A 23,670-nucleotide genomic window follows, 5' to 3' on the forward strand; every position below is an offset into this window, starting at 1 on the left:
GGTAGTAGTCTTGGCGACATTAGCGCGAAATGAGCGACTATCAACCGCGAAGCCTGCGGGAAGAAATTGGCTTTTTATCAGCTGAGATTAGACCCCGCCGTGACTCACTGCGACAAAGTGACGATTGAGCGCTAAAAGAGTGCGTGGATACCGGTCAACTTGGCAAAGATCGCGAAGAATCACTTCTTTTGGAATCGAGATGGTACCGTCCGTTTGAAGCACCTCCAGCGGATTCTCGAAGTCAGAAGAGGTGATTTTAGTTATATAAGGAGTAGCCATGCCGATACCAGCCCACAAGTCAGCCTTGCAGCACGCCATTCGCCATGAGTGTGCGGCGCTGTGGCCACTGCTCGAGGCAGCCGCTCCCTGGGCGGATGAGCTGGTGCTTCCGGGGCAGATAAAAGGCACGATGATGAATCCTCACCAGCTAGCCGGCTACCTACTAGGGTGGGCTACCACGGTGCTAGAGTGGGGCAGTGCATATCATCAGACTCATATGGTGCCGACGATTATTACCACTGGCTATGGTGCGGTAGCGCAAAAGTTCTATATGCAATATGCTGATATAGCGTATGGTGCCGTACTGACAAAGCTTGATGAAGCGGTGGCAGCGCTTGACCAACTGATCGAGCAGACATCAGAAGACGACCTCTACCACGTCGTATGGTATCGGACGAAGACGAGTGGACGAGAGTATACCATGGCACGGATAATAGAGCTCAACACAGTCGCGCCATTGCGAAATGCACACGGTAGGTTGCGCAAGGCTATGGAGGAGAGAGAGGATGAGCATTATACCGCAGGATAATCGCATTACGAGTTTTGTCATTGATCGGACGCATGATTATATCATGTATGATACGACTGATTTGGTGCGTGCGATAGACTTTCCGCGTCAAGTGGCGGGGTTGTTGCTCAAAGATGATGAATTCCATTTGTCGTTATTTGCGGTGCGTGAGGAGTACGGGCTCGATGAGGCTGGTCATGGGTGGCTGGAACAGGTGTCGTGTCAAGCTGGTGCAGCAATGACTACAGAGCCAGAATTGACCGGTGATTTTCTTAAGCTAAAGGATGACGTGACTGGCCGTGAAACGATTATCGGGCTCGCTCGATGGGATGAACTAGAAACTTGGCGTGATGCAATTCGTGAGCTGATCCCGCGGGCAGAGTTTATCATTCCGCACATAACGCTCTATACAAATCAGAAGGGTGCGCTTGGGTATAGTGATCGGCATACAGATCGAGTGCGGGTGCTGGATGATGCAGTGGTGATGACACTAAGAAATATATTATTAAGGAGTAAATTGTGACCAACCAACAACGAGAATGGCTTGATTTTGCAAAAAGTGTGGCACGAGAAGCGGGCGACATTATGCAAGAATATTTTGGTAAAAAACCAGACTCTCATTTCAAAGCAAACAATACAATCGTGACTGTTGCTGATGAGGAGATTAACGATCTCGTCATTAAGCGGGTAACTGAGCGATATCCAGACCATGATATTGACGGTGAAGAAGCGAGTGCTCGCCGTGGCTCGGACTACGTGTGGGTGTGCGATCCGATTGATGGCACGGTGCCTTTTGCGATGGAGTTACCGGTATCGGTGTTCTCTTTGGCATTAGTAATTGACGGCCAACCGGAAGTCGGTGTGATTTATGCCCCGTTTAGCGATCATTTATATTGGGCGGTGCGTGGCCAGGGTGCGTTTATGAATGGTAAACAGGTTTACGTAAATAAGAGGGGTTTTGGCAGAATGACTAAGATGAACGTGGATTGGTGGCCGAGTGCCCAGTGGGATGTTATGCGGGTGATTCACGAGTTAGCGTACGAGAAGGGCGCATACGTCACAACGCTAGGAAGCACGACGCACGCGGCAGCCTTAGTGGCGCGCGGTGAGTTTGCGGCGTCAGTCTTCGCTGGTACGAAGGGTAAAAATGTTGACATTGCGGCGGCGAAAGTCATCGTCGAGGAAGCTGGCGGTAAGGTGACTGATCTTTTCGGCCGGGAGCAGCGGTATGATCAGGATATTTGCGGGGCGGTATTAAGCAATGGAATTGTTCATGAGGAGATAGTGGAGGCGATGAGGGAACTATGATTAATGACTTGAAACGGCAGCGTACGAGCTCTGTTACAAAAATCCGTAACGCTCTCTCTGTTGGCTGGTCGCGCGAGACGTCCTATTTTGATAATTGGTCACCAAATAATCCAAGTGCTGGACAGTGTGCAGTTTCAGCGCTCATATTGCAGGATTATTGTGGCGGCGAGATACGAAAATGCATGGTGGCTGGTGTGCCTCATTATTTCAATGTTATTAATGACCAGATGGTCGATAGTACGGTGGGGCAATTTGCTGTAGGTGAAATCGAATATCATACATCGGCAGTACGTGAAAAGGGGCGGATTCTGAGACACGCAGATACTTTTCAGCGATATGAGTTATTGTGCATGCGGGTGGCGCAATTTCTAGCGAAACTGGATAAGGTAGCTGATGAGATAGCTAGCGTGGATTATGGGTGTATGGGCGAGGACTGTCTGCAGAAGCAGATGATTTGGTTTGGGGATAATAACGATATTATCATCGTTGGCGAAGCGCCAGCACGAACTGGCTGGGTGAAGAGCGGCGTCGCCTGGCACAATACAGACGGGAAGCTGCTACCAAGCGGTATAATAATGCAAAAACTACTTACTATCCTCAATAAGGAACTCCTGTCAGTGACTTTTTTAGAGGCGATCAAATGCTTTCCGTCAGATCGTCGTCACCTAAAGAAGTTGGCTCAGCTCTACCGACCGACCCTCGAGCGGCAAATTAAGATCCTACGTCCAAAACTAGTGCTAACGATGGGAGCTATCCCAACGCAGATGCTGATCGATCGGCCGTTTCAGAGACTAACCGACGTTGCAGGGAAGAGTTTTTCTGTTCATGGGACGCGAGTTATACCGATCTTTCATCCGTCACCAATATCGCCGCGTGGATACAAGGATAATGTGCCGATTTTTGAGATGATACAACGTAAAATATGGGAGGAAGTATAATGAGCAAAAACTGCTTGAAATACTGGACGAAGAGATTGTTGAGGATTCGCCAAAAGATGCTCTGTGGGGCTGGGGTGAGAACCGTGATGGTTGCAATGAGCTGGGCAAAATACGGATGAAATTACGAAACGAGCTGAATAGTGAAAAGCATGTAATGAATACAAATCAAGGAGGAAACCAATGAAATTCAAACACGGAACACGCCGCCGAGCGGCAGAATATGAAAAGGATTGGGTACGGCGCTGGAAGGACGATCAGACGTTTGAAAAGTCGGTGGCGCAACGGTCAGCGGATAACGCCTACGTCTTTTATGATGGGCCGCCGTTTATCACTGGCGTGCCGCATCACGGTACGCTGCTGAGCTCAATCGTTAAGGACGCAGTGCCGCGCTACTGGACGATGAAGGGCAAGCGCGTGGAGCGCCGCTGGGGCTGGGACTGTCATGGGCTGCCGGCAGAGAATTTCGTTGAAAAGCAGATGAATATTACCGATCGGCGGCAGATTGTGACGAGTAGTGTCAAGCGAGTCAAACTGGTAAATGATTTCGATAACGCAACGAAAGTTATTACTAAAGTTGCTGGCTGGATGGAGCAGCAAGGCTATGGTAGCAGCAGCTGGGATGCCGACAACCTAACGCCAGATAAATTAAAAGAGGAATTTGGGAGAGATAATTTTTATGTAGCTTACGATGACGATAAGTTAGTGGGGGGTGTCGTTATAAGTAATAAGGATATTTATAATTTTTTTGCTGGCAAAAAGGATAATGGCACGTCGGTTGGTTGTCTTTATAAAATGGCGGTACTACCGGAATTCCAAGGGCAAGGTTATGCGGATGCAGTGTTAAAAGAATCTTTTCGCTTAAGTAAGCAGGAGGGGGTCAAAGAGATTCGCATAGAGGTTGGCGAGCATCAACCTAAATTGGTGAATTTGTATGAGCGCAATGGATTTCAAAGAGTTGGTGAGCATATATCTACCGAAACAGGGGCCAACTGGTTGCTATATAGTCTTGAAGTGAGTAGTTATCCGGACGCTGTATATAATCAACCAGCGCCACTTGATAAAGATGGTAATCCGTTGCCGACCATCAGTCTGGAAAAATACATCACCAAGGCGCGCGAAAGCATGGTGGCCAACAGCGAGACGTGGCAGGGCGTGATCGACCGCATCGGTCGCTGGGTGGACTTTGCGGGTGCCTACCGCACCATGGACAAGGACTTTATGGAGAGCGTCTGGTGGGCCTTCAAACAGCTGTATGAAGCCGGCAAAATTTACGAAGGTGAAAAGGTTTTGATGTACGACACCAAGTTCGCTACCCCTGTCAGCAAGGCTGAGGTGACTATGGACAACGATGCCTACCAAACGGTGACCGACCCGAGTGTGTATGTGAAGTTTAAGCTGGATGATGAAGACGCTGCTGTTTTGGCTTGGACGACCACGCCGTGGACGTTGCCAGCTAACCTGATGTTGGCCGTCAATCCCGAGATGACGTACTGCGAAGTGCTGGTCGATGGTGAGAAATTAATCATCGCCGAGGAGGCGCTGGAACGCACTTTGCAAGACGACAAGCACCAGCCGCTTGAGTACGACGTACTGCGGAAGTTTCCGGGTAGCGAGCTAGTGGGTAAGAAATACCAGCCGCTCGACACCGGCTCGACCTGGCCGCAGAATGATAAAATTCACACTATTTACGCGGCGGATTTCGTTTCGCACGAGTCGGGTACGGGTATTGTGCATATCGCGCCGGCCTATGGTGAGGATGACTTTGAACTTGGTAAAGCCAATGGCATCGCGCCCTTCCATGTGATTGACGACAACGGCTACTACACCGATAGCAATTACAAAGGCCTGGAAGTTTGGGACAATAACAAATTTATCGCTAAAGACCTGAAAGAAAAGGGCGCGGTGTGGAAGATTGAGTACATTCGCCACGAATATCCGTTTAATCCGCGCAGCAAGCAGCGCATCATGTACCGGGCCATCCCAAGCTGGTTCTTCGACATCCAGGGCCAGAAGCCGCTGATGCTGGAGCAAAATGAGCATATCAATTGGTTCCCAGCTCACCTGAAGCACGGGCGCTTTGCTAAGAACATTGAACAAGCGCCAGATTGGAACTTGAGTCGCGACCGCTTCTGGGCGACGGCAATGCCGGTGTGGAAGGGCGACCGCGGCACCGTCAAGGTGGTCGGGTCGTATGCAGAGCTCAAGGAACTGAGCGGCGTGGAGCTGGATGATTACCACCGCCCGTGGGTGGATGACATTACTTTTGAAATCGACGGTGAAAAGTTTACCCGTATCGATAAGGTGCTCGACTGCTGGTTCGAGAGCGGTAGCATGCCGTTTGCGCAGCTGCATTATCCGTTTGAAAACCAGGTCAAGTTTGAGCAGAATTACCCGGCGGACTTCATTGTTGAGTACATCGGCCAGGTGCGAGCGTGGTTTTACTATGTGCATGCCGTCAACGTTGCTTTGGCCGAAATCGGTGCCTTTGGTGAGGCTGGTGAGCAGCACAAAAACGCCTACAGTAACGTCATTACCACCGGTGTGGTGGCGGGCAATGATGGCCGCAAGATGAGTAAATCCCTCGGTAACTTCACCGACCCGAATGAACTGATGGATAAGTTTAGTGCCGATAGTTTGCGTTTCTTGCTGCTGAGCAGCCCGCTGCTCAACGGTGAGGACTTTGCTTTGCACGACAAAGACGTTGGTGACGTGGCGCGTAAGCTGAGTATGATTTGGAATATGTATGATTTCTTCACCATGTATGCGGAAGTTGACGAGTTCACATTTCCGTACGATACGGCGTCTTCGGATGCGTTTCTCGTTCACCGTATCACCAATACGTCTCACTCCGATACTCCCGAATCCTTGTCTCGCACTGGAACTGAGAACTCGTTCCAGATTAGCGTCGATATTGATAAATTATCTAACCCTCTCGATATTTGGATTATCAGTCGTTTGCACGAGCTGGTGGCGGAAGTTGAGCGTCACATGGATACCTACAATATCCTTGATGCGCTGAGTCCGATTTTGCCATTCCTCGACGACGCGTCCAACTGGTACGTGCGCCGCAGCCGCCGCCGCTTCTGGAAGTCGGAAGATGATGGCGACAAGAACGATGCTTATCGGACGCTACATTATGTGCTGGTGCGTCTGAGTTACATCTTGGCTCCATTTACGCCGTTTTTGGCTGAGGAGTTGTATCACAATTTGACGGGTGATGACGAATCAATTCACTTGAAGGATTGGCTGGCAGCGGGTGCGGTGAATGAGCAGGCGCTAGCTGACATGGCTCGGACACGCGAATTGATCAACAACGGCCTGAGTCTGCGGATGAAGCAGGATGAGCACCAAGTATCGATCAAAGTTCGCCAACCGCTGCAACGTGCGGCATATGCGGGTGCAAAGCTGGCTGAGTACTACGAACAGATCATGGCCGAGGAGCTCAATGTCAAGGAAATTCGCTGGATTGAGAGTCTAGACGAGCATCTGGCGGACTATGATGTGACTGAGGGCGTGATCAAGCCAGAGAATTGGATCGAAATTAGCAAGCAATTGACGCCCGAGCTCAAACGCGAGGGCCTGATGCGTGAGGTCATTCGTCACGTGCAGAGCGCGCGCAAGAAGGCGGGATTGCAAGTGGACGATCGGATTATGCTACAGCTGACGACGAATGACGAGCAACTTCATCAAGCGATCGATGAGCATGCTGAGGTGATTGCTGCTGAGACGCTGGCGGTGTTTGGCAAGGTACATGACAATCAGTCGACAGTGACGGTTGAAGGGGCTGGGCTCGAGATTGCTCTTGCTGTTGTAAAATAGTCATCAGGATAAAAGTTACTACCTCAAAACTAATGCGTGGCAAGCGTTTGCTCGGTCTCGCGCTGATCGGGCACTCATGACCTTGGCGATCGCCATGCAACGCGGTAGAATGGGTCTATGTATGGTTTAGCAGTGCTCAGTCAGTTACTCTTTTTCGCGCGAGCCGGTGGCGGCGGGTCAAGTTCTGGCGGCGGTGGTGGTGGCGTTGCCCTTTTCGGGATACCGATGGTAGTTGCAATTTCGGTAAGTGGTTTTGTGAAAAAAACCATTCAGTCAAAGATGGCCGCCATAGCGGTCGGGTTTTTGGCCGGTCTACTCGCTAGCTTGTTCTACCTACTCGGCGGTGTTGTTATATTTACTCTGGTGGCTATCTCGGCATTAGTCGGTGCGATTATCGGGGCATTTACGGATAAGATCAGCCGTTTTCGCAAAGGCAGCGAGGCTGCAAAACAGGCCGTTCAGCAAGCAGCTACCCAGGACAGCGCCTGGAATGAGCAGGGTATTGTCAATTACGCAACGACGGTGTTTAATCGGTTTCAGTATGATTGGGAGCGGATGGATTTGCCATCAATTCAGCAATACGTTACGCCGAATTATGCGCGGCACATCGGACTAATGTTGTACGCTTTACAACAGATGGGGCGAGTCAATCGCATGAAGAATGTGGCGGTCAGTGAAGCGATTATCACCCGGGCGTATGATGATGCGAATGATCAGAATGACCGAGTGAGTGTGAGTTTTGTTGCCTCGGCAAATGATGAGCTGGTTGACGTGGCGAGCGGTGCGGTGCTACATCGTGATACGGGCGAGTTTGGTGAGCAGTGGAACTTTGTGCGCTCGGGTGATGGCTGGTTACTGGATAGTATTGATCAGGCAACAGAAGATTCTGCCCAGCTTGTCGCCCCTATGCAGCAGTTTGCGGCACAATACGACATGTACTTCAGTCCGGACTGGGGGCGACTACTGCTGCCGACTCGCGGTGAATTATTCAAGGGCGGCTTTAAGGGTACCGATATCAATAACCATATCATTGGATTCTGGACGGGCAATCTATTGGTGCAGCTATACACCTATGTGGCTGATGCTTCAAATACCGATTCGGCGGCTACGTACATCATTGGACAGGTCAATCTGCCAAAGTCGTACGGCGGGATCTTAGTGGAGCGTCGGGATTCACGTTTCCTGAAACGGTTTAGGGCGCCGTCAGGCTATAAAAAGGTAGAACTGGAGTGGGGTGACTTTAACAAGCGCTACCAAGTATACGCCACCGATGAAAATCAGGTGACGAGCTTTGAACTGCTCAACCCAAGTTTCATGGCGTGGTTGTATGATCAGGATATTAAGGTTAATATTGAGGTGGTAGATAATATTGTTTATCTCTATGCTAAAATTTCCACTGGCGAGATGCGCTACGGGGAGATGATGGATATTTTGCAGAAATCACATAAAGAACTCAAGATGTAAGGAGGAGATATGATTACCAAAGCTATTATTCCGGTCGCTGGTTGGGGTACGCGGATGTTGCCAATTACCAAATCAATTGAAAAATGTATGTTGCCGATCGGTAATCGCCCGCTGATTGATTATGTGGTGCAGGACTGCTTGGCGGCCGGCGTGCGTGAGCTGATTTTTGTGGTTGGCGAGCAGAGTTCACAGTTAGAGAGCTATTATCGGAGCAATATTTTGCTCAACGATTATTTGCGGAGCAAGGGTAAGGACGACAAGTTGGCTCTGGTGGCGCCGATCGATGCGAAGCTTCATTTTGTGACGCAGCCGAGCTATGGTAAGTATGGCTCAGCAGTACCGGTAGCCCTGGCGGCTGATTATCTCGAGGATGGCGAGTCAGCGGTGGTGCTGATGGGCGATGACTTTATGTATAATGCTGATGGCTCAAGCGAAGTGGCGCGGCTATTGGCGGCGACGCCAGACGGTCAATGTAGCCTGCTGGCTCAGGAAGTACCGGGCGATGACATTAGTCGGTACGGGGCGATTGTGATAGACGAGGCTGGTAATTTTGTAGAGATCGTGGAAAAGCCAGAGCCAGAAGAGGCGCCGAGTCACTTTGCCAACATCGGTAAATACGTCCTCACCAAGAAAGTTATTCAGTCTTGTGCTGATGTTGAAATATCGCCGCGTGGTGAGTATGAGTTGACCGATGCGATCAGTAATTATGCTCGGGCCGGCGGTGTCGTCAAGGTTGTACCAGCGGTAGGTATGCATTTGGACGGCGGTAATGTCGAGGGCTGGTTGCACGCAAACAATGTGGTGTGCGGTCGGTCGGGGTCGTGTTCGTGTTGAGGTCTGATTGAGCATGATTTTTGCTTGCCAAACGCTTATGCTTAGCGTATAATGTAAGCATTAGTACTCTAAATACTGAAATATACAATAATAACAGGGGACATCACGCATGAAGGTAATACAAAAGACAAGGCGATTATTGCTGACAAATGCGGTGGTTGCAGTTGTTGTTGGTGTGTTTGCGATGCACTACCTCGCACCAAGCCGGCTGGCAAAAGCTGATCCTATTAACTCAACCGACTTCGTCATGACCATCGATACGCGAAAAGGTGTTGGCAATACGTTTACCATACCAACATTTGGTGGTGGTTATAATTACAACGTTTCGTGTGGTAACGGCGTAACGCTAACTGGTCAAACGGGCAGTGCGGTATGTTCATATGCTGCAGCTGGTGAATATCAGATTCGCATTAGCGGTGCTTTCCCACGCATATTCTTTAACTTTACCGGTGATAAGCTAAAAGTTATATCAATTGACCAGTGGGGAACAAACGAGTGGCTGAATATGGAGCACGCCTTTGATGGTGCCGAGAATCTCGATGTGAAAGCAACCGATAAACCACGGATGGGTAAGGTGGTGAGCTTGGCTTATATGTTCCGAGATGCTAAGAACCTGAAGGGTGTAGGTGCTGACTGGCAATGGGACACCGCCAATGTCCAGAGCTTGAATAGTACGTTCTCTGGAGCTCGCCAGTTTAACCAGGATATCTCTAACTGGAATACGGCTAAGGTAACTGATATGGATAACACGTTTACCAATGCCTACGAGTTTAATCAGCCGATTCAGAAATGGGATGTTAGCAAAGTAACGACGATGGTGGCAGTATTAGCATACGCTAAGAAATTTAATCAGCCAATTGGTGAGTGGAATACTGCGCGACTGGCGGACGCCCTCTTAGCGCTGGCTGGTGCTGAGAAATTTGACCAGTCACTGGCACATTGGGATGTCCGTCAATTAACAAATGCAGACGGATTACTCAATGGAATAAAGATATCGACTCTAAATTATGATGCGACATTGATGGCGTGGCAGGGACAGGCCGTAAATAATAACGTCAAGCTCGGCGGTGGTAATAGCAAGTTCTGCCTGGCGGATACGCAGCGCAGCAACTTAGTGAACACAAAATCGTGGATAATTGCTGATGCTGGCAAGGACTGTACGCCATACGCAGTGACCGCAGTGGATTATACTGGCGTGACGAATGTTGATGAGAACAGTGCGGTTGGAACGGTATTGGGTCGACTGACAAGTACCGATGCTGTTGGTTCCCTACAGAGTGACTTTACTTATACGCTTGGCTGTGCTGGGGCGCAAAATAATCTTGTGACGATTGATGGTAATACGATCAAGTTGGCGCGGTCACCAGATTATGAGCAAAATACTACGCTAGCGATTTGTGTGCGATCGACCAACAAGGCTGGACAGACATTTGATAAGCATCTAACAATTACGGTAAATAACCTTCTCACACTTTCCTATAATGCAAATGGTGCCGATGCGGGTACAGTGCCAGCCTCAACAGGAGAGACGCTTCGCTCTGGTGCTACAGTGGCTGTGGCAGCAAATACCGGTAACTTGGTAAAAGTAGGTCATACGTTCACCGGCTGGAATACGATGGCTAACGGCGGTGGCACAGCATACGCAGCAGGCACAACTGTGACGGTAACAGCTGATACAACGCTGTATGCACAGTGGCAAGTTAATAACTATACATTGCATTTTGATACCAAGGGTGGCTCTAGCGTACCGGATCAAACAGTGGCATTTGGTGCGAAGGCAACAGCGCCAACAGCACCAACTAAAACAGGCCACACGTTCACTGGTTGGTATAAGGACGCTGGATTTACACAACCCTGGGATTTTACGATCGACACGATGCCAGCAGCCGATACAACACTTCATGCTAAGTGGACAGTGAACCAATATAAGGTGCATTATGATGCGAACACTGGTAGCGGTGCGACACCGGATACCGTTGGCAATTATGATACTACAGTACAGTTAGCGAACAGTAACTTTACAAAAACAGGCCACACGTTCACTGGTTGGAATACGATGGCTAACGGCGGTGGCACGGCATATGCGGCTGGTGATAATTTCCACCTGACTGGTGACATAACATTGTATGCTCAGTGGCGCAAGAATAATTATACGCTTACTTTTGACTCGAAGGGTGGTTCATCTGTACCGTCGCAAACAGTAGAGTATGGCGCTAAGGTAACTGAGCCGACTCCACCGACTAAGACTGGCCACACGTTCGCCGGTTGGTATAAAGATGCTGGGTTTGCTAATCCATGGAACTTTGGTACCGATACGATGCCAGACACTAACGTAACACTGTACGCCAAGTGGACGGTTAATCAGTATAAAATTCACTACAATGCTAATACTGGCACGGGGACAATGAGCGATACAGTTGGCAATTATAATAGTACTGTTCAGATAGCAGCAAATAGCTTCACGAAAGCAGGTCATGCGTTCACTGGCTGGAATACCGAGGCAAACGGTACAGGCACGCCTTACGCCGCTGGTGCCAATATTCAGTTAACGGGTGATGTGACACTGTACGCCCAGTGGCGCGATTCACAGCCGCCAGTAACACCGGCTGCCGCTCCAGATATGACCGCTCCTTCAGACACTGGTGATAGCAACTCGGATAATATTACGAATAAAACCAAACCAGCCTTTACGCTGATGTGCACTGAGGCAGGCAGCACCTTGACGTTGTACGTAGATGGGGTTGCAAATGGGACGGTAAATTGTACTGGCCCTGGTCCGGTTAATGTAGCTCCGACAACACCACTGTCTGAGGGTAATCACGCAATAACATTTACTGAGACTGATGCGGCTGGTAATGCTTCGCAGAGATCGCCGGCACTAACGGTAACAATTGATACGACTGCTCCGGCCGCTCCAGCGGTTACGGTTGATTCGGTGACTGCTGATAATACAATTAATGCCGCTGAAGCAGCTGCGCCGCAAATTATTCGTGGCTTGGCTACTGGTACTCGTCCTGGTGATAAGGTGAGGGTAACGGTTAATGGTACGACGTATGAGACGACTGTTGATGGGACCGGCGCCTTTGCAGTGACAGTTCTGGGTGCTGAGCTAGCATCAGACCCCGATCATACGATTGATGTAACGGTAATTGCTTCTGACGTGGCTGGTAATACAACTAGTACAGCTGTGGCAAAAACCTACAACGTTGATGCTGATGTTGTTGCACCACCAGCGAAAGCGACGCTTAAATCATCTTCTGATTCTGGTGCTAGCGACTCAGACAATATTACCAACAACACGACACCGACGGTAATATTGCAGTGTACATCAGCTACCGACAAGCTGCATCTTATCGTTGATGGTGTTGAGGTGCAGACTATCAACTGTACAGCAGCAGGACCGGTTGAGGTGACTTTACCGAATGCATTAAATGATGGCAATCATACCGTGGTGTACCGCAGAGAGACGCCAGCTGGTAATATATCAGCACCGTCAACACCGCTAACACTGACGATTGATACGATTGCGCCGACTGGCACGCTTGGCACGCAACAAGCCACGACTGCTTCGCCTGCTTTGAGCGGTACGGTAACTGATTCTGCTGCTAAGGTAACTGTAACTATTAATGGTGTTGATTATCCGGCGACGGTTGCAGGAGGAACTTGGACACTGCCGGCGAATGTTATCGCTGCGCTTGGCAATGGAGTGCACACGGTCAAGCTAACCTTTACCGACATCGCTGGCAATACCTCGACTGTGACAAGGCCGCTCACAATCACTTTACCAACACCGCCGACTCCACAGCCGCAGCCGGGCAGTCCAAATCCAGCTCAGAGCCAGAATCAGAAGAAATCTGGTGCATCACTAGCCGACACTGGTGATAATAGCTATCTACTTATTGGCATATCAAGTCTCGCAGTTGCTGCTGGTCTGATCGGTATTTATCGGTTACGGCGTTTGTATTAATAGTCTGTAGGATATTGCCGATAAGTGAGTGGTTTAGGCTGGACTGGGTGCATTACAATCCTGTCATCCAATACCAGCGCAGAGGGTCTGGATGAAGATATTGATAAAGAAGTAATTTAGTGGTATTATATCATCCATGCGTGAGTTGTATGGTTTTTCTATCAAGACTGATACCGCAAGAGGAGTAGTGTCTCGTGACGGCCATAGTAGTGAGATACCGACAGGTTTGAATGCCGGGTATCTAGGTAGTGTTAGTAATCTGGATAAGCGTATGGGTGAAAAAACTATCGATGGTCAATTAATTGCTCGTTTATATCTCGGAGAGGTCGCTGTTGGAGTTGTACAGAAAGGAAATAACCCTCATTCTGCTATCAGTCTGGTGTCCCCTTATCGGTTAGATTCTATCCCGTTACCGCCAAGCCAGACGGTCAGGATCGGAAGGGAGGACTTAGGAATGCCCGAAGAGGCGGACGGCTACCCTCTGAATACAGTCTCGCGATTGTGTAAAGATGGTCATGTGATGCTTTATAAAAAAGGTGATGTCATCCATGTGAAAGATGCCGGCTCTCGTAATGGCACCATACAGGAGCTTCCTTGCCCAGAGGAAATACGGAACATTCCATTAACAAATGGGCGGTTACGGTCAGTTGGCGGTTTTGAAAGTGATGTGTTGGAGCGGGCTGTGCATGGTGATGACGCACATTTGGTGTTACCTGAATATGGAATAACGGCGGTATTTGATGGTATTGGTAGTATAAGGGGCGGCGGAGCGGCAGCCCGTAAGGCAGCCAAACTACTAGAGGAGATGTATCGTAAGTTCAATCCTCAGGAAATTCGTAGCCAAGCCCCTGAGTATGCGAGTATAGAGCTTACTGCCAGTTTGAATGTAATTTCTGATATCATACGGAAAGATCCATCTTTAGGCGAAACCACTGCAAGCGTTGCACAAATGGTGAAGCACGATGGAAAAACGTTTGCTGTATGGGCCAATATCGGTGATTCCCGTATCTATCTGCGACGTGATGGAAATTGGTATCAGCTAACGAGAGATGATGGTGAGGGTAACGTTTTGGATAAGGCTCTCGGTTATGATCTGATTGATAGAAAGCATCAATATGGCTCCGTTGAGGTTGGGCGGGGAGACATGATAGTTTGCTGTACAGACGGAATTACCGGTGATTTTGGGACTGACCGGGTGACGCGCTTTGAACTGGAAAAGTGCATACCGGAATCTAGGTTTTCTCCGCAAACGGTTAGCGGGGTGGCGCAGGGGCTTATGGATATTGCTCGCAAGGGGGATGACAGAACGGTCGTGGTGACGCAGGCTATAGCGGGCAAGGATGTGTACAAACGACAAATGGTTTGCTGTGATCGAACGGTGTTTCCTGGAGAGAATTGGTCCAGCCCGGTGATCTGGCGGGTTTGATTTATCGCAGCATCTCTGGTACAATGAAACAGATTGAAAACTAATTTTTAAGGAACGAAATGAAAGCAGTCGTAAAAATCTCTGGCAAGCAATATATTGTCAGCGAAAAAGAGTCCCTCTTGGTGGATCTCCTCCCTGAAGGCACAAAAGAACTCACTCTCGACGCACTTTTAGTGATTGATGGTGATAAAACAAAAGTTGGCACGCCGACCGTAAAAGGCGCGGTGGTAAAAGCGAAAGTCGTTGAGGCGGAAGTCAAGGGCGACAAGCTCCGCGTTATCCGCTACAAGAGCAAGAAGCGTGTCCACAAAGAAACGGGTCATCGCCAGAAGTACACCAAGATTCAGATTACCTCGATCAAATAACCGATGAATTAGCATACCGCCCCGCGATGAGGGTGGTATTTTTATGGCTGAAACTATGGTACAATGAGGTAAGCAGAAGGGGTATCGATGACGAAGATTATTGCGGTGACAAATCAAAAGGGCGGCGTCGGCAAGACGACGACTTCAATTAATATGGCGTATTTTTTGGCAAAAGCCGGTAAGCGGACGCTGATCGTTGACTTTGACCCGCAGGGAAATTCTACCAGCGGCCTTGGTATTGATAAGCAAGAATTGGGCGCAACGATGACCGAGGTGGTGACTGGTCAGACGGCCTTGAATAATATAATTATTCAAACTGACATCAAGAATCTATCGATCGCACCGGCCACGCCGCACCTGGCAAATACCGAGGTTGAGCTAGCCCAAGCCGAGGGGCGGTTCGTGCGGCTGCGCCAGGCGCTGGCGAGCCTCGCCGGGTATGATTATGTGATCATCGATAGCCCGCCGAGTTTGAGCCTGCTGACCGTGAATGGGCTGATCGCAGCACAGTATGTCTTGCTGCCAGTGCAGGCAGAGTTTTATGCGCTCGAGGGGCTGGGGCAGCTGATGGAGACGATGAAGTTGGTCCGCAAGGGGCTCAATCCGCATCTGCGCTTGCTCGGCGTGGTGACCACCATGGTTGATTCGCGAACGACTCTATCGAGTCAGGTATACGATGAAATTAAAAAGCATTTTGCTGATACGATTTTCAAGACGACGATTCCGCGTAACATTCGCCTCGCTGAGGCGCCAAGTCATGGCGTGCCGGTTGGCGTGTACGATCGTTTCTCGAAGGGCTCGCGAGCCTACCACGCGCTGACCAAAGAAATTATCGAGAGGATTGAAGGATGAAAAAGGGACTTGGGCGGGGATTTGATTCGCTGATACCGACAAATTTGTTTGACGAGGCCTTTGACCCGACGGCTGGTCAAGATGCGACAATGTCGCAATTACGCCAGCTGCCTACCACAGACATTATCCCAGATCCAGACCAGCCGCGGCGGTTCTTTGATGAGGAAGCGCTGCGTGAACTGGCCGATTCGATTCGTCGTCACGGCGTGGTGCAGCCGATCGTCGTGACACCACATGGGGCACAATTCATGATCGTGGCTGGTGAGCGGCGCTGGCGAGCGGCGCAGCTGGCTGGATTAGTAGAGATACCGAGCATCATTCGCAGTTTAAGCGATCAGCATCGATTAGAGGTGTCACTGATCGAGAACTTGCAGCGACGCGACCTCAATCCGCTGGAGACGGCGACGGCCTACATGAAGCTACGTGACCAGTTCAATATGACGCTGGAACAAATCGGCCAGCACGTTGGTGGTAAATCGGTTAGCGCCATTAGTAATACGCTGCGTCTCTTGAAATTACCAAGCGTGGTGCGGACGGCGCTGTTTGAAAATAAGATTTCTGAAGGGCAGGCGCGAACATTAGTGGGGCTGCCAGATGACGTGGCGGAGGATTTGCTGCAGCAGACGATTGATCAGGGCTGGAGCGTGCGCAAGCTCGAGCAGATGATCGCCGCCTGGAAGCGGTCGCAACAGCCGCCGGGCCCCGCGTCAATTCCAAAGCCAGCCCGCTCGCCGCACGCCTCGTCGGTGGCGCGCCTGTCGAAAAAACTCCGTGCTGACATCACGGTTCGCACCAGTAAGCGCGGTGCCGGTCAGATTATCATTCCGTTCAAAGACCAAGCTGATTTTGAGCGGATCCGCGACTTGATTGGCTGATTGTTAAAACCCTCTGATCTGTGTGAAGGGGAAAATGCGGGCGATGACCGGCCCAACAATGTCGTATAGCGGAATGTTGCCCATGCAGTTACGCGAGTCACACGAAAAATTACCCTCACGATTATCACCCATCACGAAAACTGTCCCCTCGGACACCTTGGTGTCGACATCGCCGGAGGTGGGTGACTTTGGTTCGTTTTTATTGACGGTTGTGTCGGGGTTAAAGCCGTTCGGATGTTCGCTGTTATAAACGGTGACAACGCCGTTTTTGACGGTGACGCGCTCACCCGCGAAAGCAATTACCCGTTTGACGATATATTCATCGTGACCCAAGGTTGGATTGTAATTAGGATTTTTAAAGACAATAATTTGACCGCGCTGGGGGATGTATTGTTTATTTTGAAGCTGTTTGATCGTGACTGATAGTCGGTCGACGATCAGGCGGTCGTTGGTGTGCATGGTGTTTTCCATACTCGGCCCCTGCACGCCAAAGCTACGAAAAACAAAGGTATTGATCAAAATCGTTCCGATGATCACTCCGACCACAAAAATAATCAGCCCCAGACTGTCCCTCAGGCGCGGGTGTCGATCGAGAAAGTGAGCATCCATCCGCCTTATTATACATGGTTTAGCGGCGAAAACCAAAAGCTTGATCGATAGAGAAGTGTGCTATAATAAGGAGCAGTGAAAATTTCAAATAGGAATTCGGTCGATGGATTTGTACCGCGGAGGGTTCAGCGGTCTCGTTTGGGTGGTGTGTCGCCGGAGCAGGTAGCCGCTCATCCTCGTCAGGCGGAGCAGCCTACCCCACAGATACTTGGGCAGCAGCCGGTCCAATTACCGCGCCAGTCACTGTCACAAGCTGATCGGGTGCGTCTCGCGACTTCGTCAACTGCTGATATTGACGAAGATATTAGCAATTCGCTCAAAGATCTTGACATCCGAAAGCCCGAAACACCTCGCGAAAAGCGCAAGAAATCGCATAAAAAACGTCGCAAGCTAAAGATTATTATCCTGGTGATCGTGGCGCTGATAATTCTGGTGGGCGGATTTTTGCTGTACAAGGCGTGGGTCAATGCGGGGCGAGTGTTTGGTAGCGGTAATCTGATTGACTTGTTTCAGAATCAACCGCTGAAAATGGATGCACACGGGCGGAGCAATATGCTGATCCTCGGTACGACGGATGATGATCCAGACCATCCGGGCGCAACGTTGACCGACTCAATGATGGTGCTGAGTGTTGATCAAAAGAAGCACGATGCCTATATGTTTAGTATTCCGCGCGACCTATACGTGCAGTTTGGGCGAGTTTGTAATTCTGGTCGTGCCGGTAAGATCAATGAATATTTTGACTGCGTTGCCAAGGGCAACGATGAGCAGTCTGAAAAGAAGCGGATGGATGCCACCCGCGAGTTTGTTGGCAAGATTTTTGGCATGGATCTACAGTATGTGGCGCATGTGAATGCTCAAGTGATCAAGGATGCGGTCAACGCGGTCGGTGGCGTGACCGTGAATGTACAGAGCGATGATCCGCGCGGTGTGTTTGATCCGAGCGTCGACTGGATGTGTCGGGAAAAGGGTCTATCGGCAGAGCAGCGGAAACGACGCTGTCCGACGGGGCATTACATTCATTTCAAGAATGGGCCAAATGAGATGGACGGTGACAAGGCGCTGTATTTCTCGCGAGCGCGTGGTGCGCTGGGCGGTTCGTATGGGCTGGATAAGTCGAACTTTGACCGCGAGAAAAACCAACAGTTGGTGCTGATGGCGCTCAAGAACAAGGCGGCCTCGACAGGCACGCTAACTGATCTTGGCAAGGTGACGGCGCTGATGGACGCCATGGGTAAGAACTTACGCACTAACGTTGACGCCAAGGAAGTTCGTACGGTGATGGATGTTGCCTCCAAGATTAAAGATTCTGACATTCACCGTCTCAGCTTTATTGAAAAAGATAATGTCCTACTTGGTACGAGTAGTGTTGGTGGCGCCAGTGTGGTCGTGCCAACGGCTGGTCAGTTTGATTATTCGCAAATTCGATCGTTTATCAAGGTGGAAATATACGGTGATGCACTCGCCAAGGAAAAGGCGCGCGTCCTGGTGCTCAATGGCAGTGGCGTGGTCGGAGCCGCCAAATCCGAAGCTGATCGCCTAAAGGCGGCATCGCTCAACGTGGTGAGCGTCGGCAATTCACCACAGAAAATTACCGAAAAGTATAAGGTTTATCAGCTGGAGTCAGGCAAGTCCAAGCAGGCTTCTGCCAACAAGATTAAAGAACTGTATGGTGTAACATTAACCGAAGGCAAACCGCCATTTAACCTGCCAGCTGAAGCTGACTTCGTGGTGATAATCGGGCCGTAATTTGGTATAATAGGGTGGCAATGGAGTTTCTGAAAAAAACAGCCAGGCGACGGTCGCTTCTCAGTAATATCGCTTATTACGCGCTCAATCTAGGGATGGTGGCAGTCTTGTTCTGGATGTCGCAGGAGATTCATTATCCGTTGGCGGCGATTGTGTTGGTACTCTTAAGTAAGTGGCGGACATTGTCGGTACGTCCTAAGTTCTGGCTAACGAATATTCAAGGAAGCCTGGTTGATGTGGTGGTTGGTCTCGGTGTGGTGGCGCTAATGTACGCGCCGCAGGCGACGTTGGAGCTACGAATCGCACTGGCGGTATTTTATGCAGCGTGGCTTGTCGCCATCAAGCCGCTGTCAAAGCGCTGGCAGATGACATTGCAGGCGGGCCTCGCGGTGTTTATCGGTACAGCAGCGCTGTTTGCAGTGTCACATGAATGGCCGGCCGCGGTGGTCGTGTTGGGTGCGCTAATTATTGGCTATGGTACGGCTCGGCATTTTCTATCGACGTTTCGTGAGGAGCAGATTACGGTGCTCAGTTTAGCCTGGGGGCTGGTGTTTGCGGAGATTGGCTGGCTGGCGCATTACTGGACGTTTGGCTATGCGCTGCTCGGGGTAAACGCGCTGCAACTACCGCAGGCGACGATTATCTTTATGCTGCTGTCATTCGTAGCTGAGCGTGTTTATACTTCTTGGCATAAGCATAAAACGATCGTTGTTGCTGAAGTTGCTGGCCCAGCTATCTTGGCGTCGGCACTCATCCTGACTATCTTACTATTCTTTAACTCGGTGACACTATAAATTATAAAATTGGAGTAAACCTATGGAGCAAGAAGCGAATCTAACCAACCAGCCAAAACCGAACCGTCGCAAGAAGATTGCGCTGATAAGTATATGTATCATTGCGGGCATATGGCTGGCGTTTGGTTCAGCGGCATTTGGGTCGTGGTTAACGCTTCAGTTGACGAAGCAATCTCCGCAGCCAGTGGCTGATGGCAACCGGGTTATATCACGAGACGAAGCCGATGTTAGCGAGGTGGTGCAGCGTGTTTCTAAAAGCGTAGTCTCAATTGTTACAACCAAAAACGGTCGATCCTTTTCGTATAGTGACGTGCGGCAGGGCGCTGGTACAGGCATTATCATTAGTAAGGACGGCTATATTTTGACAAATAAACATGTTGTCAAGGACGCTGATCGTGTTGAAATTGTGAGCAGTGACGGCACACAATATACTGATGTCAAGTTTGTTGGAGCTGACCCACTCAATGACGTGGCATTTCTCAAGATTAACGGCGTTAATGATCTGCCAGCGGCCACCCTGGGTGACTCAGGTACCGTTCGTGTCGGTCAGAAAGTGATTGCAATCGGCAACTCATTGGGTCGTTACCAAAATACCGTGACGATGGGTATTATCTCGGGCAAGGGTCGGCCGGTTCAGGCGTCTACTAGTGAGCGGAGCGGCGAAGCCGAGAGCTTGACTGATTTGCTCCAGACCGATGCCGCGATCAATCCGGGTAATTCTGGCGGGCCACTTCTCAATATGTCGGGCCAGGTTATCGGCATCAACACAGCGATCGTTTCAGATGCACAAAGCGTAGGTTTTGCGATTCCGATCGGTGCTGCCAAGGGGCTAGTCCGCAGCGTGTTGGCATCTGGTAAAATTCAGAAATCGTATATCGGCGTGCGATATATCGCTATCACGCCTGAAGTGCGTGCCGAGTATAAACTATCCGCCAAAAGCGGCGCCTATGTCGGTGGTTCACGCGACAAATCGGCGGTCGTCGCTGGCGGGCCGGCAGATAAAGCAGGTATCAAGGACGGCGACGTCATTACCAAGGTAAACGACAAGCTAATCGGCGAGCAGGGCGGCCTCGGCAGTCTTATTTCTGAGTTCTTGCCGGGCGAGACAGTAGAACTGACTATCCTGCGCGACGGCAAGGAACAGAAGGTCAAGCTAACGCTTGGTGCTTACAAGGCGTAGGACGAGGATAAAGCCGCGCGTCTCTACCTCGTGAAGGCCGTGCTGTCTTGCTTGATGGAGAATTGCCTGGTGCTGTCGCGGGTCGGCTTCCAGAAAAAGCAGACCATCCGCCGTCAAGCGGCGCGGCGCTTGCTCAATGAGTGTCTCGATTAACCTCAACCCATTATCCGCTGCGAATAACGCCTCGGCGGGTTCGTGGCGCAGTTCTGGTGAAACATCCCAGTCCCGATCAACATACGGTAAATTAGCAAAGATATAATCCATCGGTTCAATCTGCCCAGAAAGGAGTGACTGTTGCTGCAGTGTCACCCGAGCCTGCAAATTGCCCGCGTTTTTCTCGGCAACTTTTAAGGCTCGCGGACTAATGTCAGACAGAATAACCCGCAGGGACGGCCGCTCTAGCGCTGCTGTAATGCCGAGGCAGCCCGAACCGGTACCGATATCAATTAGCGTCTTTGGCGCGATCTCACCGGCTGTTAGCGCCAAGAACAGGGTAATCATCTCCTCCGACTCCGGCCGCGGCACCAAGACGGCCGGTGAAACAGTAAATTTCCGTCCGTAAAATTCCTTACAACCCAAAATATATGCCAGCGGCACTCGGTCAAGACGCAAGCTCAGCCTGGCCTCGGCGATATCAACCCGTCGCGGATCAATCTCCTCATCCAGGTGTGCGTGAAGGTATGTCCGGTTCTTCCGCAGAGTGTTAGCCAATATCAGCTCGGCGTCCAACCGCGCCGACGTGATGCCGATAGCCTTTAACTGTTTAGCGGCGTTCTTTAGCCAGGTTGCTATATTCATGTTGTTAATTATACTACATATCCGGGAATGAGTAAAGTGGTTGTGGTTACAAAATAGCTATAAAGTTGTAAAAAGTATTGACAAATCAAGAGAGAGAGTAATATAAGAAGCACGCTAAGCATAATCAAGTAAAAAGGAATAAGTTGTGGATAGAAATAGGACTCCATCACTAGCGACATTAGAACATATGGATGAAGAGCGCGAGCCACGTATCGTCGCCTATGAAAGCGGTGCCACTGCGTTAGTTCACGATGAGCCAGGTGACAAAGTAACTATCGGCGCTGGTGATAAATATTTTAGAGATCCTGAGTTGACTGGCGGCATGCTTTGTTTTGAGGCTACTCGTGATGATGGCGTCAGAGTTGAGTCTTATGTTACAGCAGATAAAGTTGTAACTGCACGATACTATGATCACATGGTCGCGTATGATGTGTATACACGCAACAGCAATACCCAAGATGAGGCGGCGATACCAGTGCCAGTGGGCAATGATATACACGGACGGGAGTTCGTGATTGGTGAGGATATTACAGTAATTCCGGGGTATGCTCGCGGCGGTATGACGCTAACGTCCATTTCGGCGGAGTATAAAATTATTAATACGGGCCGTTATGATACCATAAAGGGTGAAAGTCCATTTGAGACAATAAAACACAAAATTGAAAAGCAGCGACGGAATAGTAAATTTGGCTCGGTTGCACTAGGGGTATAATACTACTAGGTAGCTGATACTATTTTTCCGTATTCTGCGCCTTCAACTCTCGCTCATACCGCTGCAATTGCTCAATCAAATCGTCAATATCCCCGTTCATTGCCGCGGGGATATTGCTGCGGCTGTAGTGGATGCGGTGGTCGGTGATGCGGTCTTGCGGGAAGTTGTAGGTGCGAATCTTCTCTGAGCGGTCGCCGGTGCCGACTAGCGAACGCCGTTCAGCGCTTAACTTGGCGTTTTCCTCGTCAATTTTCATCTGTAGCAAGCGCGAACGCAGCACGCTCATGGCTTTTTCGCGGTTCTTGATCTGCGATTTCTCGTCTTGGTTGGTGACGATGATGCCAGTCGGCAGGTGGGTGATGCGCACTGCTGAGTCAGTGGTGTTGACGCTCTGGCCACCGTGGCCGCTGGAGCGGTAAATATCGACGCGCAGGTCATTCGGGTTGATTTCGATGTCAGTCTCTTCGGCTTCTGGCAGCACCGCCACGGTGACGGTCGAGGTATGGACGCGGCCTTGGCTTTCAGTGACCGGGACGCGCTGGACACGGTGGACGCCGCCTTCAAATTTCAATTTAGCGTATGGTGCGTCGCCCTTGACCATAAAAATAACTTCTTTATACCCGCCTGAGTCGTTGGCAGATTCGCTGATGAGCTCAGTTTTGTAGCCATTTGCTTCGCACCAGCGTAGATACATGCGGTACAGCTCCGCAGCAAATAGCGATGCTTCGTCGCCACCAGCGCCAGCACGGATTTCTATGATGATGTTTTTCTCGTCGTTCGGGTCTTTGGGTGTCAACAGGATAAATAATTCTTCCTCCAGTTCTGCCAGGCGCGCTTCAGTTTCAGTAATTTCAGCTTTCGCTAATTCCGCTAATTCGCCGCCGTCATTCGCTAATTCTTTCGCCTCGACCAGGTTCTGTTCTAGCGCTATCCGCTCTTCGCCCTTGGCAATAAGCGTCTCCAGCTCTGAGAATCGCTTATTTTTTACGGTAAAATCTGGCGAGCCGTAAGCGTCAGGATGCGCTAAAAAATCACCCAGCGCTGTCCGCTCCGCCTTCAACGCCTCGAGGTCGAGAGAGATTTTTGTCATATGGATTATTATAGCATATTGGTGGGGTGACAGCGGGTTCTTTGGCCCGACCTAAAACCACCCCGGTTATTGGGGCGGTTTTGAACTATACTGTGTCGTAGCT

General features: G+C 50.2%; 20 protein-coding genes. 17 read left to right on the top strand and 3 right to left on the bottom strand.

From position 1 onward, the window contains the following. Window positions 1-277 precede the first annotated feature (277 nt). From FBF27_00885 to FBF27_00945, 13 genes are all read left to right on the top strand, one after another. Window positions 278-808 (top strand): ClbS/DfsB family four-helix bundle protein, encoded by a 531-nt coding sequence (locus FBF27_00885; protein ID QJU08975.1) that lies wholly within the window; start codon window positions 278-280, stop codon window positions 806-808. Further along, a complete protein-coding gene (locus FBF27_00890) occupies window positions 786-1,310 on the top strand; it encodes a hypothetical protein (GenBank protein ID QJU08976.1) in 525 nt (174 codons plus the stop codon). Before FBF27_00885 ends, FBF27_00890 begins: the two co-directional genes overlap by 23 nt. Then, on the top strand, window positions 1,304-2,095 hold the full coding sequence (locus tag FBF27_00895) for an inositol monophosphatase (GenBank protein ID QJU08977.1): 792 nt from the start codon (window positions 1,304-1,306) through the stop codon (window positions 2,093-2,095). The genes FBF27_00890 and FBF27_00895 overlap by 7 nt, the downstream gene beginning before the upstream one ends. Further along, window positions 2,092-3,033 (top strand): hypothetical protein, encoded by a 942-nt coding sequence (locus FBF27_00900; protein QJU08978.1) that lies wholly within the window; start codon window positions 2,092-2,094, stop codon window positions 3,031-3,033. The genes FBF27_00895 and FBF27_00900 overlap by 4 nt, the downstream gene beginning before the upstream one ends. 10 nt (window positions 3,034-3,043) lie before the next feature. Next, a complete protein-coding gene (locus tag FBF27_00905; protein ID QJU09645.1) occupies window positions 3,044-3,217 on the top strand; it encodes a DUF1768 domain-containing protein in 174 nt (57 codons plus the stop codon). Next, window positions 3,214-6,852: an isoleucine--tRNA ligase gene (locus FBF27_00910; GenBank protein ID QJU08979.1), complete on the top strand. Its 3,639-nt coding sequence runs from the start codon at window positions 3,214-3,216 to the stop codon at window positions 6,850-6,852. Before FBF27_00905 ends, FBF27_00910 begins: the two co-directional genes overlap by 4 nt. A 117-nt stretch (window positions 6,853-6,969) precedes the next feature. Then, window positions 6,970-8,316, top strand: a complete 1,347-nt coding sequence (locus FBF27_00915) for a DUF3137 domain-containing protein (GenBank protein ID QJU08980.1) — start codon at window positions 6,970-6,972, stop codon at window positions 8,314-8,316. 9 nt (window positions 8,317-8,325) lie between these two features. Beyond that, entirely contained in the window at window positions 8,326-9,150 is an 825-nt protein-coding gene (locus FBF27_00920; GenBank protein ID QJU08981.1) for a hypothetical protein, read from the top strand. 109 nt (window positions 9,151-9,259) lie between these two features. Then, the gene (locus FBF27_00925) at window positions 9,260-13,117 is read left to right on the top strand and encodes a BspA family leucine-rich repeat surface protein (GenBank protein QJU08982.1); all 3,858 of its coding nucleotides are present in this window, start codon (window positions 9,260-9,262) and stop codon (window positions 13,115-13,117) included. 136 nt (window positions 13,118-13,253) lie between these two features. Next, entirely contained in the window at window positions 13,254-14,543 is a 1,290-nt protein-coding gene (locus tag FBF27_00930; protein ID QJU08983.1) for a hypothetical protein, read from the top strand. 59 nt (window positions 14,544-14,602) lie between these two features. Beyond that, window positions 14,603-14,908 carry a 50S ribosomal protein L21 gene (gene rplU / locus FBF27_00935; GenBank protein ID QJU08984.1) on the top strand — a complete coding sequence of 102 codons (306 nt, stop codon included), beginning with the start codon at window positions 14,603-14,605 and terminating at the stop codon, window positions 14,906-14,908. Window positions 14,909-14,995: 87 nt separating this feature from the next. Then, window positions 14,996-15,760, top strand: coding sequence for a ParA family protein (locus FBF27_00940; GenBank protein QJU08985.1), 765 nt, complete (start codon window positions 14,996-14,998; stop codon window positions 15,758-15,760). Then, window positions 15,757-16,635: a ParB/RepB/Spo0J family partition protein gene (locus FBF27_00945; GenBank protein QJU08986.1), complete on the top strand. Its 879-nt coding sequence runs from the start codon at window positions 15,757-15,759 to the stop codon at window positions 16,633-16,635. The genes FBF27_00940 and FBF27_00945 overlap by 4 nt, the downstream gene beginning before the upstream one ends. 3 nt (window positions 16,636-16,638) lie before the next feature. On the opposite strand, the gene lepB is transcribed toward FBF27_00945, so the two are convergent. Then, window positions 16,639-17,244, bottom strand: a complete 606-nt coding sequence (gene lepB / locus FBF27_00950) for a signal peptidase I (protein QJU08987.1) — start codon at window positions 17,242-17,244, stop codon at window positions 16,639-16,641. 75 nt (window positions 17,245-17,319) lie between these two features. On the opposite strand from lepB, the gene FBF27_00955 reads away from it, so the two are divergent. The 3 genes from FBF27_00955 to FBF27_00965 are packed head-to-tail and all read left to right on the top strand — an operon-like array spanning window position 17,320 to window position 20,967. Continuing rightward, window positions 17,320-18,993: a LytR family transcriptional regulator gene (locus FBF27_00955; protein ID QJU08988.1), complete on the top strand. Its 1,674-nt coding sequence runs from the start codon at window positions 17,320-17,322 to the stop codon at window positions 18,991-18,993. 20 nt (window positions 18,994-19,013) lie between these two features. Continuing rightward, the gene (locus tag FBF27_00960; protein QJU08989.1) at window positions 19,014-19,787 is read left to right on the top strand and encodes a hypothetical protein; all 774 of its coding nucleotides are present in this window, start codon (window positions 19,014-19,016) and stop codon (window positions 19,785-19,787) included. Window positions 19,788-19,809: 22 nt separating this feature from the next. Then, window positions 19,810-20,967: a PDZ domain-containing protein gene (locus FBF27_00965; GenBank protein ID QJU08990.1), complete on the top strand. Its 1,158-nt coding sequence runs from the start codon at window positions 19,810-19,812 to the stop codon at window positions 20,965-20,967. Here the strand turns inward: FBF27_00965 and prmC are convergent. Beyond that, window positions 20,941-21,765: a peptide chain release factor N(5)-glutamine methyltransferase gene (gene prmC, locus FBF27_00970; GenBank protein ID QJU08991.1), complete on the bottom strand. Its 825-nt coding sequence runs from the start codon at window positions 21,763-21,765 to the stop codon at window positions 20,941-20,943. The two genes, FBF27_00965 and prmC, sit on opposite strands and share 27 nt — an antisense overlap. 145 nt (window positions 21,766-21,910) lie before the next feature. On the opposite strand from prmC, the gene FBF27_00975 reads away from it, so the two are divergent. Beyond that, entirely contained in the window at window positions 21,911-22,477 is a 567-nt protein-coding gene (locus FBF27_00975; protein ID QJU08992.1) for a hypothetical protein, read from the top strand. 19 nt (window positions 22,478-22,496) lie between these two features. On the opposite strand, the gene FBF27_00980 is transcribed toward FBF27_00975, so the two are convergent. Then, a complete protein-coding gene (locus FBF27_00980; GenBank protein QJU08993.1) occupies window positions 22,497-23,567 on the bottom strand; it encodes a peptide chain release factor 1 in 1,071 nt (356 codons plus the stop codon). Window positions 23,568-23,670: the final 103 nt, after the last annotated feature.

Source organism: Candidatus Saccharibacteria bacterium oral taxon 488, from assembly GCA_013100805.1.
Lineage (GTDB): Bacteria > Patescibacteriota > Saccharimonadia > Saccharimonadales > Saccharimonadaceae > Nanosynbacter.

What these genes read in the sequence shown, in the direction of transcription:
- FBF27_00940 (QJU08985.1), top strand. Translation starts at nt 14,996, where the DNA reads ATGACGAAGATTATTGCGGTGACAAATCAAAAGGGCGGCGTCGGCAAG.
- FBF27_00920 (QJU08981.1), top strand. Translation starts at nt 8,326, where the DNA reads ATGATTACCAAAGCTATTATTCCGGTCGCTGGTTGGGGTACGCGGATG.
- FBF27_00965 (QJU08990.1), top strand. Translation starts at nt 19,810, where the DNA reads ATGGAGCAAGAAGCGAATCTAACCAACCAGCCAAAACCGAACCGTCGC.
- prmC (QJU08991.1), bottom strand. Translation starts at nt 21,765, where the DNA reads ATGAATATAGCAACCTGGCTAAAGAACGCCGCTAAACAGTTAAAGGCT.
- FBF27_00910 (QJU08979.1), top strand. Translation starts at nt 3,214, where the DNA reads ATGAAATTCAAACACGGAACACGCCGCCGAGCGGCAGAATATGAAAAG.
- FBF27_00885 (QJU08975.1), top strand. Translation starts at nt 278, where the DNA reads ATGCCGATACCAGCCCACAAGTCAGCCTTGCAGCACGCCATTCGCCAT.
- FBF27_00890 (QJU08976.1), top strand. Translation starts at nt 786, where the DNA reads ATGAGCATTATACCGCAGGATAATCGCATTACGAGTTTTGTCATTGAT.
- FBF27_00980 (QJU08993.1), bottom strand. Translation starts at nt 23,567, where the DNA reads ATGACAAAAATCTCTCTCGACCTCGAGGCGTTGAAGGCGGAGCGGACA.
- lepB (QJU08987.1), bottom strand. Translation starts at nt 17,244, where the DNA reads ATGGATGCTCACTTTCTCGATCGACACCCGCGCCTGAGGGACAGTCTG.
- FBF27_00915 (QJU08980.1), top strand. Translation starts at nt 6,970, where the DNA reads ATGTATGGTTTAGCAGTGCTCAGTCAGTTACTCTTTTTCGCGCGAGCC.
- FBF27_00930 (QJU08983.1), top strand. Translation starts at nt 13,254, where the DNA reads ATGCGTGAGTTGTATGGTTTTTCTATCAAGACTGATACCGCAAGAGGA.
- FBF27_00925 (QJU08982.1), top strand. Translation starts at nt 9,260, where the DNA reads ATGAAGGTAATACAAAAGACAAGGCGATTATTGCTGACAAATGCGGTG.
- FBF27_00960 (QJU08989.1), top strand. Translation starts at nt 19,014, where the DNA reads ATGGAGTTTCTGAAAAAAACAGCCAGGCGACGGTCGCTTCTCAGTAAT.
- FBF27_00945 (QJU08986.1), top strand. Translation starts at nt 15,757, where the DNA reads ATGAAAAAGGGACTTGGGCGGGGATTTGATTCGCTGATACCGACAAAT.
- rplU (QJU08984.1), top strand. Translation starts at nt 14,603, where the DNA reads ATGAAAGCAGTCGTAAAAATCTCTGGCAAGCAATATATTGTCAGCGAA.
- FBF27_00900 (QJU08978.1), top strand. Translation starts at nt 2,092, where the DNA reads ATGATTAATGACTTGAAACGGCAGCGTACGAGCTCTGTTACAAAAATC.